The organism is Pseudonocardia sp. NPDC049154 (genome assembly GCF_040648315.1).
Classification (GTDB): domain Bacteria; phylum Actinomycetota; class Actinomycetes; order Mycobacteriales; family Pseudonocardiaceae; genus Pseudonocardia.
On the sequence record NZ_JBEZDN010000001.1, the window covers coordinates 113,064 to 127,302 of the forward strand.

The following is a 14,239-nucleotide window of genomic DNA, read 5'->3' on the forward strand; positions in this document are numbered from 1 at the left end:
GCTCCTTGAGGGCGTGTCGTGTGTCTACTTCTCGCAGTAGCCGAGGTCGACCCGCATCTGCATGCCGGTCACGTAGCGAGCCTCCTCCGAGGCGAGGAACAGCACCATGTTCGAGATGTCCCGCGGCTCGACCCACTTGTGCGGCAGCAGGTGCAGCGACTCGAAGACCTGCCCGAAGTCGTCCCGGCCCGGGTTCTCCAGGTCGGGGCGGAACAAGTGGTACATGGCGTCGTTGTGGATCATGTTGGTGTCCACCGACGTGGGGTGCACCGTGTTGACCCGGATGTTGAACTGGCCGAACTCGCCCGCGAGCGCCTTCATCAGCCCGACCACGCCGTGCTTGGCCGCCGTGTAGTGCGCCAACGTGGGGAAGCCCTTGATGCCCGCGGTGGAGCTCGTCAGGATCATCGACCCGCTACGGCGCTCCTTCATCCCGGGCAACACGGCCTGGCAGGCGTTCCAGACGCCGGTCAGGTTCGTGTCGATCATGTCCTGCCAGGTCTGGTGCGCCATCGTGTCGCTCGGCTCGGTGCTGAAGATGCCGGCGTTGGCCACCAGGATGTCGACCGGACCGACCTCCGCCTCGCCCGCGGCGAGCGCGGCCTGCACGGCCGCCGCGTCGCGCACGTCCGCCTGGCGGGTGACGATCCGGCGGTCGAGCGCCTCGACCTCCTTGGCCGTCTCCTCGAGGTCCCCCGGGTTCGCCATCGCGTAGGGCACGCTCGAGATCTGGTCGCAGAGGTCGATCGCGATGATGTCCGCGCCCTCCTCGGCCAGCCGGAGCGCATGCGCCCGGCCCTGACCGCGGGCCGCACCGGTCACGAAGGCGACCTTCCCGTCGACACGTCCCATCTGACAGACCTCCTCGTCGAGTCTCCTGTGGTGCGTCTCGCGCCGAACCTACCGACCATCTGGTTCGACCACAACGCCTTCCCGGGGCGACCGCCGTCTCCAGCCGAGAAAGGGCGTCAATACGTGCTGTTGAGCAGCCCGGCAAGGAGAATACGGCACGCGAGCCGATAGGGGAACCAGACGGTTGGTTGTATGCTGGTCCAGTCCGTCGGCGCACAGCGGAGCGAGTGCGGGCGGACCACCTGGGAGACTTCCGGGAACGGCGGGAGCACCCGCGCCGGCGACCGACGAGGGGACAGCGATGGCGACGAAGCGCAAGAGCGCGGTCAGTGACCGCCGCAACCGCGAACCCGAGCTCATCGCCGCGGCGATCACCGTGTTCTACGAGAAGGGCTACGCGGCGGCGTCGCTGCAGGACGTAGCCGACATCGTCGGCGTGCTCAAGGGCAGCCTCTACCACTACATCTCCTCGAAGGAGGAGCTGCTCGCCCGCATCTGCGTGGAGTCCCACTCCCAGGCCTCGGAGATCATGGCGGAGGCCCTGGCGAGCGCCGACGACCCGCTCGACCAGCTGCGCGCCTACCTGGGGCGGATCGCGCTCTGGTACCTGACGAACATCGAGCGGGTCAGCATCTACTTCAACGAGGGCAAGTGGCTCACCGGCGAGCGGCTGAACGAGGTGCGCGCCCAGGGGCGCGAGTTCCACGCGTTCATCCGGACCCTCATCGACAAGGCGCGCAGCGGTGATCGCGTCCGCCAGGACGTCGATCCGCGCGTCGCGACCCAGCTGATCCTCGGCTCGCTGAACAGCGTCTCCACCTGGTACCGGCCCGATGGGCTGTACTCGCCGGAGGAGATCGCCACCGCTTTCACCGACATGTCGCTCGCCTCGATCAGCGGGGACGTGCCCGCGGTGCTGCCGCGGCCCGCGTCCCCCGAGCAGCTCGCGGAGCAGGAGGAGTAGATGGCGGCACCCCGGGGATCCCTCGTCGGCCACGCGGTGGCGGACTGGGCGCGCGCCACGCCGGGGCGGGTCGCCCTGTCCGAGGCGAGTGGTCGGGCCCGCACCTACGCCGAACTGGACACGCGCGCGAACCGCCTGGCCCAGGGACTGCTGGCGCACGGCCTCGCCCCCGGTGACCGGGTCGCCGTCTGGCTGGGCAACCGGATCGAGTACGTCGAGACCTACCTGGCGTGCGCCAGAGCGGGACTGGTCGTGGTGCCGCTCAACATCCGCTTCACCGCGGGGGAGGCCTGGTTCGTCCTCGACGACTCCGGCACTCGCGCGCTGGTGCACGAGCAGTCCGTCGCCGCGCGCGTCGCCGACCTGGATGTCACCGGGCTCGCGCCCGTGCTGGACATCGACGGGCCCGGGTTCGACGCCTTCGTGAGCGCGGGTGCGGACACCGCGCCGCCCGAGCCGGACCCGGACGAGCTGCTGGTCATCGGCTACACCAGCGGCACCACGGGCTTCCCGAAGGGCGCCGAGCTCACCCACCGCTCGGTCACCCACCTCGGCCTCACCAACGCGCTCGCCTGCCGGTACGGCCTGGGCAGCGTCCAGGTCTTCGGGCTGTCGCTGTCGTTCACCGCGACCGTCCCGGCGCACGTCCTCCCCCACCTCGCCGTCGGTGGGACCTCGATCCTGTTGCCAGGGTGGGACACCGAGCAGGCGATCGCCGAGATCGCCGCGCACCGCGCGGACTTCGTGATCCTCCCTGGCCCCGCGATCGTCGAGTTCGCCTCGCTGGCCGAGAAGGACCCGACCCCGTTGGGCTCCCTGCGCTCCGTCCTGCACTCCGCGTCGAAGGCCCCGCCCGAGCAGCTCGAACGGCTCGTCGGCGCGATCGGGCCCCGCCTGGTGGAGGGCTGGGGCATGACCGAGAACTCCGGAGGCCTGCTCACCGCGACGACGGAGCGGGACTACGTCGGCGGCGTCCCCGGCATCTTCGCGAGCGTCGGCCGGGCGGTGCCGGGCACCTGCGTCTCGGTCGTCGACGAGGCGGGTGAGCCGCTCCCCCACGACGGCACGACTGTCGGTCAGCTCGTCGCCACCACCGGATCCATGGCCCGGGGCTACTGGAAACGGCCGGAGGCGAGCGAGGCGACCTTCGGTGGCGGCGTGTACCGCACCGGTGATCTCGGGACCGTCGACGAGCGGGGGTACGTGTCGATCATGGACCGCCGGTCCGACCTGATCGTCAGCGGCGGCATGAACGTGTACCCCAGCGAGATCGAGCGGGTCCTCGCCGGCGTCGACGGCGTGGTCGAGTGCGTGGTCGTCGGCGCGCCGCACGAACGCTGGGGCCAGACACCGGTCGCGTTCGTGGTCGCCCCCGGTCGCACCGCCGAGGAGCTGTTGGAGCGGTGCCGCCGCAGCCTCGCGAGCTACAAGCTGCCCAGCCGCCTGGTGCTCTGTCACGCCCTGCCGCGCAACGCCTCCGGCAAGATCGTGCGCGGCTCCCTCCCCCTCGGTTGAGCCTCCGCACACGAGAGCGGGGCGCCCCACCGTGGTGGGAGCGCCCCGCTCCGGCGTCCGTCGAGATCAGGCGGGCAGCTTCACCCGCGGCGCGACCTCCTGTGCCAGCAGACGGGTGGACTCGTTCCACGCCTCGGCGTTGTCGATGTAGTCGTAGTCGTAGGGCATGATCGTGCCGAAGCCGCCGGTCTGCTCCTGGAACTCCTCCAGCTTCGCGGCCACGGTGTCCGGGCTGCCGCAGATCCACACGTGCTCGGCCAGGAAGTCGAGGTCGATGTCCGCCGAGTCGACCCCGGTGCCCTCGGCCAGTCCGTCGAGGATGCCGAACTGCTTGTAGACGGGGAGCAGGTACCTGCTCCACGCCTCGCCCATGCCGCCCTCGATCGCCAGCTTCTTGGCCTCGGCGTCGGTGTCCGCGACGCAGACGTCACGCACCACGTGGTGGTCCTCGCGGTCCGCCTTGTGCCCGTTGGCGGTGGCGGCCTCCTCGAAGACCTTCCAGTGGGACTTGAGGAAGGTGTTGCCCGCGTAGACCGACAGCGGCAGGTAACCGTGCGCACCCGCGAACTTGATCGACGGGGAGCTCGGCGATAGGCCGGTCAGGCCCATTCGGACCTTCCCACCGTGCGGCGCCATGGCCCGGAACGGGTGGTGCGGGTCCTCCTCGGGGAAGCCGGCCTTGAAGTAGGTGCCCTCGTGGTGGAAGGGCTCGCCCTTCCAGATCTTCTCCAGGATCTCGATGGACTCGACGACCATCTCGTGGTTCTTGGAGAGGTCGGTGAACCCGCGGATCGCGCCGTCGGCCGGGTACGCGCCGGCCCCGATGCCGAGGATGTAGCGACCCTCGAGGATCTGACTGAGCCACGCGACCTGCATCGCCAGTGAACCCGGGTTGTGGTACGGCAGCAGGTGGGCGCCGGGGGCAAGGGTGATCTGCTCGGTGTTCAGCGCCGCGGCGGCGATGACCAGCTCGGGGTTCGGGATGGACTCCCAGGACTGGGTGGCGTGCTCACCGATCCAGTACTCGGAGCAGCCGGCCTGGTCGGAGGCGACGGCGCGGTCCACCGCCCACTTGAAGATCTCCTTGGCCGAACGGGTCGGCGGCATGAACGGGGTGTGGAACACAGCAGCGTGCACTAGCAGCTCCTTTGCCGGACTTCGTGACGGGTCTCTCTGCAGCCGAGGCCGGTGCTGCCCGGTGGCCCCGGTTTCGATGTTGATGTCGGCCGTGGCAGGCAACCCTACCAACCGACTGGCAGGGTCAGCGTATCGACAATCTCGCAGCGACGTCAATGCGCTCTGGCCTGCGGATACCGTGTTTCACGAGCAAGCAACCGATCGGATGGTTAGCTCGCGCCGAACACCCGATTGGTCAGTGCGGGACCGGCAGCAGGCCCTCGACGAGCTCGCGCAGCGTCACGACGTGGCGCAGGTACACGTGCACGCCCAGCTCCCAGGTGAAACCCATGCCGCCGTGGATCTGGATGCAGCTCTCCACGATCTCCTGGGCGGTCGCCAGCGAGTGCAGCAGCAGGCGCCGGGTGTCGATCGACTCCGCGCCCTCGGCGAACCCGTCCGCCGCCGCCCACAACACAGCGGTCTCTGCGCGCTCGACCAGCTCGAGCGTATGCGCCGCCCGGTGCTTGATCGCCTGGAAGCTGCCGATCGGGACCCCGAACTGCCTGCGCCCCTTCGCGTACTCCACGGCGTCGGCCAGGCAACGGCGCGCCGCGCCGACTCCCTCGGCCGCCCAGAGCACCGCGAGCTCGCGTGCGGCCTCGGCGGAGAAGGTCGTGGCCTCCCCGACCGTCACCGGGCGCAGGGTGAGGGCGAACGGATCGGTCGGGCCCTCGGCGTCGGCCAGGAACCCGTCCGGGCCCGCGCCGAGACCGGACAGCACCCGGCAGGAGGCCCCGAACGGCGCCACTGCGCCGGCGGCCGTCCGGACGGCGACGGTCACCGGACCGGCCTGGTCCCGCGCAGCGGCGGACCAGCGCTTCGCCACGATGGTCTCGATCAGCGGTGCGGGCGCACAGAACCCGCCCCAGGCGATCGCCACCTCGGTCAGGTCGCGCAGGGTCGCCCCCGCACCACCCGCCTCCTCGGGCACGCCGAGCTCGTCCCAGCCACCCTCGCTCAGCACCGACCACCCCACCGGGTCCGCCTCGGCGTAGTCCGCGATGGGCGTACCGCCGAGGACACCGCCCAGCAGGTCCCGCACGCCCTCCGCGGCGAGGGCGCCGATCTCGCCCGCACGCATCTGTGTCGCCACGTCCGACCGCCTCACTTCGGAAGACCGAGCACGCGCTCGGCGATGATGTTGCGCTGGATCTCCGACGAGCCGGAGTAGATCGACGAGGCCCGCGTCTCCAGGTACTGGTGACGCCAGTGGGCGCGGTGCTCCGGTGGCGCGACCCGCAGCCCCAGCTGCGTCATCTCCTGCCAGAGCTCGCTCCAGGTCACCTTGAGCACCGACGACGCCCGGGCGAACGCCACCGGGTCCGGCTCCAGCTCCACGGCCTTGGCCACCTGCCAGCGCACCAACTCCAGGCGCACGTCGAGGTCCGCGGCCTCGCGCTCATAGGCGGTATCCGCGCAGTGCCGTAGCAGCAGGTCCATGTCGCCGCGCATCTCCACGTACCGGGTGATGCCCTCGACCGCGCCCCGTTCGTTCTGCAGGACGGTCATCGCAACCTTCCAGCCCTCGCCGTCGGCTCCGAGCCGGTCCTCGTCACCCACCCACACGTCCTCGAAGAAGACCTCCGCGAAGTGCGAGGTCCCCGAGATCTGCTTGATCGGACGAACCACGACGCCGGGCTGGCGCATGTCCAGCAGCAGCATCGACAGATTCCGGTACCGCGGCGCGTCCGGGTTCGTCCGCGCGATCAGCAGGCTGCGGTCCGCCACGTTCGCGAAACTCGTCCACACCTTCTGTCCGGTGACCCGGTACCCGTTGCCGTCCCGTCGCGCCGTGGTCGACACGCTCGCCAGGTCGGATCCCGCACCCGGCTCGGAGAAGCCCTGGCACCAGATCTGCTCACCCGAGAGGATCCCGGGCAGGAAACGCGCCCGCTGGTCCTCGGTGCCGTGCGCGATCAGCGTCGGCGCGGTGAGGATCTTGCCGATCCGCCCGAAGCCCTCCGGGGCGTGCGCCCGCGCCGCGAGCTCGTGGAACGCCACTTCCTCGGCCAGTCCCAGGCCCTGCCCGCCGTGCTCCGCGGGCAGCGAGAGCCCCGCGAAGCCGCCCTCGAACAGCTGCCGGTCCCAGTCCCGCTTGACCTGGGTCGTCTCCTCCTCGGACAGCGCCCCCCGCTCGGTCCGCCACCGTTCCGGGACCGACTCACGGAGCCACTGCTCGGCGTCCTGCCGGAACAGGGCCAGGTCCGTCCGTCTGGACAGCGTCATCGCCACCTCGACTTCCCACGTCTCGACCAACTGGTAGGGAGCGTACGAACCAACCGACGAATCAGTCAACGATCAAGCACACATGTGCTGGTTATCCTAGCCGTCTTCGGGATTGAAGTGAGTCCAACCAGACGGTAGGTTGCTCTCGTCTGCACAGCTCGACGACGAGGAGGAACAGTGCCGGAGACGACCCCGGAGGACCGTCCGGAGGTGACCCTCAAGCGCGAGGGCCCGATCGCGTGGCTCACATTCGACCGGCCCGAGCGGCTCAACGCCCTGTCGATGCGGATGCTGGACGAGCTGGCCGAGCACCTCGCGGCGCTGGAGGACTCCGACGCGCGGGTCGTCGTGATCCGGGGCGCCGGGAAGGCGTTCTCCGCCGGCTACGACGTGTCGAGCGACTCGGAGGAGGTCGGCGACGCGCACACGCGCAGCTCCGTGGCCGACCGCGACCGCCAGGCCGCCTACATCGACCGCTTCACCCGGATCTGGCGCTGTACCAAGCCGGTGATCGCGCAGGTCCACGGCTACTGCATGGCGGGCGCCACGCAGCTCGCGCTGTTCTGCGACATCACGATCGTCGCCGAGGACACCCAGATCGCCGCCTCCCCCGCCATCCCGCTCGGCGGAGGATTCATCTCACCCCTGTGGTCCTTCCAGGTCGGTCCGCAGCGCGCCAAGGAGCTGTCGTTCGTGGCCGGGCGCCGCCTCGACGGCCGGACCGCCTACGAGTGGGGCTTCGCCAACGCCGCGGTCCCGGCCGCCGATCTCGAGCAGCACGTCCGCGAGCTCGCGCTGTCCATCGCGAAGACGCCGGCGTCCATCCTGCGGATGAAGAAGCTGGCGATCAACCGAGTCCAGGAGATGAACGGCTTTCTCACCGTCGCGGGGATGGGCGCGGACACCGACGCCCTCATCCACACAACCCCGGACGTGGCCGAGATGCAGGAGCTGGTCAAGGAGATCGGCCTCAAGAAGGCCATCGCCCACTTCCGCGACTGAGTTCCGGCAGCCGAGCACCTTGAACGAGGAGGTTCCCGTGCCCATCCCTACACCCGCCGACAGCGTGCGTGCCGCCGTCGGCGCCCTCGCCGAGGGGCGCATGATCGTGGTGGTCGACGACCACGACCGCGAGGACGAGGGCGACCTGATCGTCGCCGCGGACTCCGTGACGTCGGAGCAGATGGCGTTCCTGGTGGCCCACACCACCGGGATCGTGTGCACCCCGATGTCGCACGAGCGGGCCGACGCCCTCGGCCTGCCCGTGATGGTCACGGACAACCAGGACGCGCACGGCACGGCGTTCACGGTGACCGTCGACCACGTCGACACCGGCACCGGGGTGTCGGCCGCGGCCCGCGCCACGACCTGCCGCGCCCTCGCCGATCCGGCGACCACCTCGCGCGAGCTGCGCAGGCCGGGACACGTCTTCCCGCTGCGCGCCCGCGACGGTGGCGTCCTCGTGCGGGCCGGCCACACGGAAGCCGCCGTCGACCTGCTCCGGCTCGCAGGCCGCGAGACGGTAGGAGTGATCAGCGAGCTGGTCGACACCGACGGCGACATGCTCCGCGGCGCGCGGCTCACCGCCTTCGCGGCCGAGCACGGGCTGCCGGTGCTGGCGATCGCCGACCTCGTCCGCTACCGGCGGGCGACCGAGGAGTTCGTCGAGCACGTCGCCGAGTCGGCCATGCCCACACTCTTCGGCGACTTCCGCGCCGTCGCCTACCGCTCCCACCTGGACGGCACCGAGCACCTCGCCCTGGTCATGGGCGACATCGCCGCGGCGGGCCGCTCCGAGCGCGGTGTTCTCGTCCGGGTGCACAGCGAGTGCCTCACCGGCGACATCGTCGGATCGCTGCGCTGCGACTGCGGCACCCAGCTCGAGCAGGCCATGCGCGCGATCGCCGAGGAAGGCTGCGGCGCCGTGGTCTACCTGCGCGGACACGAAGGACGAGGGATCGGCCTCGGCCACAAGATCCGCGCCTACGCCCTGCAGGAACAGGGCCTGGACACCGTGGACGCGAACACCGCGCAGGGCCTGCCGGTGGACTCGCGCAGCTACGGCGTCGGGGCGCAGATCCTCGGGCACCTCGGTGTCCGGCGGCTGCGGCTGATCACGAACAACCCCGCGAAGTACGGCGGGCTCGACGGCTACGCGTTGCAGATCGTCGGCCGGGTGGCACTGCCGACCGTCGAGACCCCCGAGAACCTGCGCTACCTGCGCACCAAGCGCGACCGCATGGGGCACGTGCTCCCCATCGAAAGGAGTTCCTGATCATGGCCGGACGTCTCGAGGGCAAGGTCGCCTTCATCACCGGTGTGGCCCGGGGCCAGGGCCGCAGTCACGCGCTCACACTGGCCCTTGAGGGCTGCGACATCATCGGCGTCGACATCTGCGAGGACATCCCCGGCGTCCCCTACCCCGGCGCCACCCGCGCCGAGCTCGACGAGACCGTCAAGGCCGTCGAAGCCCTGGACCGGCGGATCCTGGCCACCGTCGCCGACGTGCGCGACCTCTCCGCGATCACGGCCGCGGTCGACGCCGGGGTCGCCGAGCTGGGCAGGCTGGACATCGTCGCGGCCAACGCCGGGATCGCAGCGGCGCCCACCGAGGCCGCGGGCATGGACTACCACATCTGGCAGGACATGATCGACATCAACCTCAACGGCGCCTACCACGCCGCGCGGGCCGGTATCCCGCACATCAAGGCGGGTGGGTGCGGAGGCTCGATCGTGATCACCAGCTCGGTCGCCGGCCTGCACCCCTTCGCGAACATCCCGCACTACGTCACGGCCAAGCACGGCACCGTCGGGCTGGCCAAGTCGCTGGCACTGGAGCTGGGCCCGGACTCCATCCGGGTCAACACGATCCACCCCACCCAGGTCGCCACACCCATGGCGGACAACCTGGCGACGTGGAAGATGTTCCGCCCGGATCTGGAGAACCCGACCCACGAGGACTTCCTCGAGGCCTCGCGCACTCTGCAGGTGCTGCCCACGCCGTGGGTCCAGCCCGAGGACATCTCCAACGCCCTGCTGTTCCTGGTGTCGGACGACGCCCGATTCATCACCGGCGTGGCCCTCCCCGTCGACGCAGGCGCCCTGCTGAAGTGACCCCTGCCGATCTGTACGGCCTGTACGCGCACCACTATGACGAGGGTCGCGCAGCAGAGTTCGCGCAACTGTTCACCGACGACGCCCCTTTCGTGACCAACGGGGTCGAGCGCGCGCGCGGACGTGCCGCCATCGAGGAGATGGCGCGCACCGGCCGCGCGTCGCTGCCCGGTGTGCGCCACCTCGTCTCCAGCGTCGCCGTCGTAGTGGACGGCGACACCGCCGCCGGCACCGCGTACGTCCAGGCCGTGTAGATCAGCGACTCCGCGATCACCCTGGTGACGCTGGGCCGCTACACCGACCGCTTCGTCCGCGAGAACGGGGGCTGGCGGATCGCCGAGCACCGCTACGAGCCCTTCACCGGCCGTGCTCTCGTTAGCGCTCTACTCGGGATAGCCAGAACTTGCTCGGGGTGAGGGGCCGCGGAACTCGAACCGACCGCCCGGATGCCGCACCATGATGTCGCCCCCGCTGCCACTTGCCATCGACGAGCGTCTCGGCCGTCACGTCGGGACGTTGGAACGTCGCGACAGCCGAGCATTAGCGTGTTGCGGGGGGGTTCCGCAAACCCACAGCTCTCCCGGCTCGCCGTCCGCACCATCGGAGCCGTCGTCACGCACCACGCAGACGCTGCCGACTCCGAGGAACGAGCGACCAATGGTCGCGCGGTCGTTGGCCTCCCACGGTGCGCCGCCGAGAATACCGGCCACGGATTCGGCCTGTCTGTAGATCTAGCGCATGTGGATTGCTGCGAATTAGCGGGTCCCGCTCCTGCGAGTCCGCGCTGCTCATCCCGTAGGCGGCAAGAAGCCGATCCGGGTCGACCGGGCGCCCGGAGGCCACGGCTCGCTACAGCGCCATACGCATGGGTGGTATCGGCTCGGCCTCGGCGCCGATTCCTCCGCAGGCACGAAACGGTTCCTGCCGGCGACCACGCCAACCTTGTCGTGGTTCGATCGCCGCCGTGCTGAGCGGGCGCTGTGCGGCCCCGAGGACCCGTCAGCCCCACCGGTTCGCCCGGCCGATCCTGCACTCAGCGACGATCATCAGCGCGTGGGAGCACCGCCCAGGTCGCTCCTCGGCGCCTTTGGCCCATTGTGGTCGGCTCACACTCCTGCAGCATGGACGTCCAGTCAGCTCGAGGGAAGGGCGCGGGCTGTCGCCGCCGACTGCACGATCGCCTTCATCCAGCACGACGCACTTTGTGAGGTAGAGAGCCGGACCAGCCGGCGAGAGCGTCGAAGTCGCGCAGAAACTCGGCCCAGACGTCGAAGTACGCATCGTGTTCGGGATCGCCGAGCGCAGCGTTCTCGCCGAGCCTCGCCCGGCGCCACGCGTCGGCCAGCCGACCCGCGTAGCGCTCCATCCTCGGAACGACGACCACCGCGGCGTAGATCGCCGTGATGCGGTCGGGATGTGTCCGCGCGACGTCCTCCAGCACGGCGGCATCATAGATCGGGTCGTGGTGATCGTTGATCACCGTGGCAGCTCCTCGGTCGCCCGCCTCGCCCTCGCGCAAGAACCAGCGAGACGTCAGGTTCGCGACTTCGACGTCCAATTCCGCCAGTCGCGGCCTCAAGCCGGCCAGTCGCGTCCGGCGCCCCTCGACGGTTTCGGCCGACGTCAACCGCCTCAGGAGGATCCTGCCGATCGCGGTGGAGGACCATCGGCCGGTGGCCGCGCAGTGTGCAACGAGGCCTACCGACTCCGCTGCGAGCAGTTCGCCGTGCACGATGCCGACCCCGATGCCGGACCGCCGCGCCACGCCCTCCACGGTCGACGACCCGGCCACGCACAGCGCGCGGAGAACACGCGTCCGATAACGCTCTGGCGTCGCGGTCAGCATGCGGCCTCACCTTTCGTGACCCGCCCGTACATCGGGGTCGGAGCGGCGAGCCGGAGCGCTCCTCCTCGGAGCACCCCGGCTGCATTCACTCAGAGTAGGAAGGGGGCCTGGCGGTGACTCCCCCTTCAGGGAGGAGAGTCGTACCCATTTCGAGTGAGTAGCAATGCTTCGACTACCTGGCGTCGATGTCGCCGCCCGAGATGCCGGGCCAGGTCGCGGGGTCGAGATAGCTCGTCTTGAGGTTCTGGTAACCCTGCAGCCCTCCGGCCCCAACTCGCGGCCGATCCCGCTGGCCTTGACCCCGCCGAAGGGCGCGGTGGGGTCGTTGACGTAGCCGTTGGTTCCGACCGTGCCGGACACGACTCGCCGGGCCACGGCCTCGCCCCGCTCCCCGTCGGCGGTCCCGACAGAGCCGCCGAGGCCGCAGTCGCTGTCGTTGGCGAGCGCGACGGCCTGGTCCTCGTCGGTGTACGGGATAACCGAGAGCGCCGGGCCGAAGATCTCCTCCTGGGCGATCGTGTACTTGTTGTCCACGTCGGCATAGACGGTGGGCTCCACGAACCAGCCCCGGCCCAGGCCGTCCGGGCGGCCGCCGCAGACCGTCAGCCGTGCGCCCTCGGCCTCGCCCTTGGCGATGTAGCCCTCGACCCTGCCCCGCTGCTACGACGACACGAGCGGACGCACCTGAGTGGTCTCGTTGAGCGGGTCGCCGACGGCGAGCGAGCGGACCAGGTCGCTGATGGTGTTGACGACCTCCCGGTACCGCTTCTGCGGCGCAAGGACGCGAGTGCCCAACCAGCAGATCTGCTCGTTGTTGAGCAGCGTCGCGGCGAAGAAGCTCTCGATGGTCGACGCGAGGTCGGCGTTGTCGAGCGCGCCGACAGAAACGACCCGCCCGATCGTTGGGCCGACCGCTGGAAGGATTGTGCCATTCGTGCGGTGTCCTGCACTCGTCCGTTGGCTCGGCGAGGTGGTGCGAACTGCGACAACCCGGCACCCCGCCGCATGCGCACAGTGGGTCGAACCCGGACGGATGGAGGATGTGTGCGGATACGCGGAGCGGTCGCGCTGGTGACCGGAGGGGCGTCGGGGCTCGGGCTCGCGACGACCGAGAAGCTGCTCGACGAGGGCGCCGACGTCGTGGTGGTCGACCTGCCCTCGTCGTCGGGGCCTGCGGTGGCCGAGAAGCTGGGCCCGGCGGCGCAGTTCGTCGCGGCGGACGTCCGGGACCCCGAGCAGGTCGGCGTGGCGATCGCGGCGGCGAGCGAGCGCGGCCCGCTGCGGGTGGCGGTGAACTGTGCGGGGATCGGTGATCCGGCCCGCACCCTCGGCAGGAGTGGCCCGCTGGAGCTGGAGCGGTTCGCCCGTGTCGTGGAGATCAATCTCATCGGGACGTTCAACGTCATCCGATTGGCGGCCGAGGCGATCCGGGCGACCGAGCCGGTCGACGGCGAGCGGGGTGTCGTGGTGAACACCGCCTCGGTCGCGGCCTATGACGGGCAGATCGGGCAGGCGTCGTACTCGGCGTCGAAGGGCGGCATCGTTGGCATGACGCTGCCGATCGCCCGGGACCTGGCCCGGGACCTAATCCGGATCATGACCATCGCGCCGGGCATGTTCGCCACGCCCATCCTGCGGGGTCTGAGTGACGAGGCTCGCGTCTCGCTCGAGTCCCAGGTCCCCCATCCGTCACGGCTCGGCGAGCCGTCCGAGTACGCGGATCTGGTGGCCCACATCGTCGCCAACCCCATGCTCAACGGCGAGACCATCCGGCTTGACGGGGCGATTAGGATGGCGCCGCGATGAGCGCCCCCGCCGCGCTCGTCACCGGTGCCTCCCGCGGGATCGGCGCGCTGATCGCGGACAAGCTGGCTGCCGCGGGTTGGGACCTGACCGTCTCCGCGCGCTCGGAGGGCCCGCTGCGGGAGCGTGCGGGCCTGCTGTCCGCCCACGGGCACGCAGTTCGCGCCGTCCCCGCCGACATGGGTATGGAGGAGGACGTGGTGCGCCTCGCCGACGCCCACGTCGAGGCGTACGGGCGGCTCGACGCCCTGGTCCTCAACGCCGGCATGGGCTCGATCGGCCCGTTCGCCGACTTCCCCGCCCGCCGCTTCGACAAGCTCTATGCGATCAACGTCCGGTCGGCCTACGTCCTGACGCAGCGGCTGCTGCCGGTGCTGCGCAAGACGGCAGCCAGCGATCGCGGCACAGCCAAGGTGATCGCGGTGTCCTCGTTGACCGGGGTCGCCGCCGAACCGCTCAACTCCGCCTACGGCGCGAGCAAGGCCGCGTTGACGTCCCTGTGCGAGACGTTGAACACCGAGGAGTCGGAGGCCGGCGTGGCCGCGACGGCGATCTGCCCCGGCTACGTCGCCACCGACATGACCGCTCCGCTCGCGGACCAGGTCGACCCCGGTGCCATGATCGACCCGGCGGACGTCGCGGAGTTGGTCGTGGCCCTCACCCGGCTCGGCCGCTCGGTCGTGGTGCCGAGCATCCCGATGACGCGGCCGGGCCCGCACCTCTGGCGGGCCTGACCGCGG

At 70.3% G+C, this 14,239-nt stretch carries 13 protein-coding genes and 1 pseudogene; 8 read left to right on the plus strand and 6 right to left on the minus strand.

Annotation, left to right across the window (positions count from 1 at the left end):
* Window positions 1-24 precede the first annotated feature (24 nt).
* Complete coding sequence (locus AB0B41_RS00540) at window positions 25-852, minus strand: mycofactocin-coupled SDR family oxidoreductase (protein WP_358197338.1); 828 nt, start codon at window positions 850-852, stop codon at window positions 25-27.
* A 301-nt stretch (window positions 853-1,153) separates the two neighbouring features.
* Here AB0B41_RS00540 and AB0B41_RS00545 point away from each other — a divergent pair, with 301 nt between their 5' ends.
* Window positions 1,154-1,816 (plus strand): TetR/AcrR family transcriptional regulator, encoded by a 663-nt coding sequence (locus AB0B41_RS00545; protein ID WP_358197339.1) that lies wholly within the window; start codon window positions 1,154-1,156, stop codon window positions 1,814-1,816.
* Window positions 1,817-3,331 (plus strand): AMP-binding protein, encoded by a 1,515-nt coding sequence (locus AB0B41_RS00550; protein ID WP_358197340.1) that lies wholly within the window; start codon window positions 1,817-1,819, stop codon window positions 3,329-3,331.
* A gap of 66 nt (window positions 3,332-3,397) precedes the next feature.
* On the opposite strand, the gene AB0B41_RS00555 is transcribed toward AB0B41_RS00550, so the two are convergent.
* The 3 genes from AB0B41_RS00555 to AB0B41_RS00565 all read right to left on the minus strand — a co-directional run bounded on the left by AB0B41_RS00555 (window position 3,398) and on the right by AB0B41_RS00565 (window position 6,736).
* Entirely contained in the window at window positions 3,398-4,468 is a 1,071-nt protein-coding gene (locus AB0B41_RS00555) for an LLM class flavin-dependent oxidoreductase (RefSeq protein WP_358197341.1), read from the minus strand.
* 235 nt (window positions 4,469-4,703) lie between these two features.
* Complete coding sequence (locus tag AB0B41_RS00560; RefSeq protein WP_358197342.1) at window positions 4,704-5,603, minus strand: acyl-CoA dehydrogenase family protein; 900 nt, start codon at window positions 5,601-5,603, stop codon at window positions 4,704-4,706.
* Between the two features lie 11 nt (window positions 5,604-5,614).
* Complete coding sequence (locus AB0B41_RS00565) at window positions 5,615-6,736, minus strand: acyl-CoA dehydrogenase family protein (RefSeq protein WP_358197344.1); 1,122 nt, start codon at window positions 6,734-6,736, stop codon at window positions 5,615-5,617.
* Between the two features lie 177 nt (window positions 6,737-6,913).
* Here AB0B41_RS00565 and AB0B41_RS00570 point away from each other — a divergent pair, with 177 nt between their 5' ends.
* Genes AB0B41_RS00570 through AB0B41_RS00585 form a run of 4 tightly spaced genes read left to right on the plus strand, consistent with a single transcriptional unit; the run spans window position 6,914 to window position 10,104 of the window.
* Window positions 6,914-7,738 (plus strand): enoyl-CoA hydratase-related protein, encoded by an 825-nt coding sequence (locus tag AB0B41_RS00570; RefSeq protein ID WP_358197345.1) that lies wholly within the window; start codon window positions 6,914-6,916, stop codon window positions 7,736-7,738.
* Between the two features lie 43 nt (window positions 7,739-7,781).
* Window positions 7,782-9,011, plus strand: coding sequence for a bifunctional 3,4-dihydroxy-2-butanone-4-phosphate synthase/GTP cyclohydrolase II (locus AB0B41_RS00575; RefSeq protein WP_358197778.1), 1,230 nt, complete (start codon window positions 7,782-7,784; stop codon window positions 9,009-9,011).
* 2 nt (window positions 9,012-9,013) lie between these two features.
* The gene (locus AB0B41_RS00580) at window positions 9,014-9,850 is read left to right on the plus strand and encodes a mycofactocin-coupled SDR family oxidoreductase (protein WP_358197346.1); all 837 of its coding nucleotides are present in this window, start codon (window positions 9,014-9,016) and stop codon (window positions 9,848-9,850) included.
* Complete coding sequence (locus AB0B41_RS00585) at window positions 9,847-10,104, plus strand: nuclear transport factor 2 family protein (RefSeq protein WP_358197347.1); 258 nt, start codon at window positions 9,847-9,849, stop codon at window positions 10,102-10,104. Before AB0B41_RS00580 ends, AB0B41_RS00585 begins: the two co-directional genes overlap by 4 nt.
* Window positions 10,105-11,033: 929 nt before the next feature.
* Here the strand turns inward: AB0B41_RS00585 and AB0B41_RS00590 are convergent.
* Both AB0B41_RS00590 and AB0B41_RS00595 read right to left on the minus strand, forming a co-directional pair.
* Window positions 11,034-11,696 carry a hypothetical protein gene (locus AB0B41_RS00590; RefSeq protein WP_358197348.1) on the minus strand — a complete coding sequence of 221 codons (663 nt, stop codon included), beginning with the start codon at window positions 11,694-11,696 and terminating at the stop codon, window positions 11,034-11,036.
* Between the two features lie 6 nt (window positions 11,697-11,702).
* Window positions 11,703-12,731, minus strand: a pseudogene (locus AB0B41_RS00595) (aldehyde dehydrogenase family protein).
* Between the two features lie 9 nt (window positions 12,732-12,740).
* On the opposite strand from AB0B41_RS00595, the gene AB0B41_RS00600 reads away from it, so the two are divergent.
* Together AB0B41_RS00600 and AB0B41_RS00605 are read left to right on the plus strand one after the other, a co-directional pair.
* Window positions 12,741-13,502, plus strand: a complete 762-nt coding sequence (locus tag AB0B41_RS00600) for an SDR family NAD(P)-dependent oxidoreductase (protein ID WP_358197350.1) — start codon at window positions 12,741-12,743, stop codon at window positions 13,500-13,502.
* On the plus strand, window positions 13,499-14,233 hold the full coding sequence (locus AB0B41_RS00605) for an SDR family oxidoreductase (RefSeq protein ID WP_358197351.1): 735 nt from the start codon (window positions 13,499-13,501) through the stop codon (window positions 14,231-14,233). The genes AB0B41_RS00600 and AB0B41_RS00605 overlap by 4 nt, the downstream gene beginning before the upstream one ends.
* Window positions 14,234-14,239 lie beyond the last annotated feature (6 nt).

What these genes read in the sequence shown, in the direction of transcription:
- AB0B41_RS00550 (WP_358197340.1), top strand. Translation starts at nt 1,817, where the DNA reads ATGGCGGCACCCCGGGGATCCCTCGTCGGCCACGCGGTGGCGGACTGG.
- AB0B41_RS00605 (WP_358197351.1), top strand. Translation starts at nt 13,499, where the DNA reads ATGAGCGCCCCCGCCGCGCTCGTCACCGGTGCCTCCCGCGGGATCGGC.
- AB0B41_RS00590 (WP_358197348.1), bottom strand. Translation starts at nt 11,696, where the DNA reads ATGCTGACCGCGACGCCAGAGCGTTATCGGACGCGTGTTCTCCGCGCG.
- AB0B41_RS00545 (WP_358197339.1), top strand. Translation starts at nt 1,154, where the DNA reads ATGGCGACGAAGCGCAAGAGCGCGGTCAGTGACCGCCGCAACCGCGAA.
- AB0B41_RS00540 (WP_358197338.1), bottom strand. Translation starts at nt 852, where the DNA reads ATGGGACGTGTCGACGGGAAGGTCGCCTTCGTGACCGGTGCGGCCCGC.
- AB0B41_RS00580 (WP_358197346.1), top strand. Translation starts at nt 9,014, where the DNA reads ATGGCCGGACGTCTCGAGGGCAAGGTCGCCTTCATCACCGGTGTGGCC.
- AB0B41_RS00565 (WP_358197344.1), bottom strand. Translation starts at nt 6,736, where the DNA reads ATGACGCTGTCCAGACGGACGGACCTGGCCCTGTTCCGGCAGGACGCC.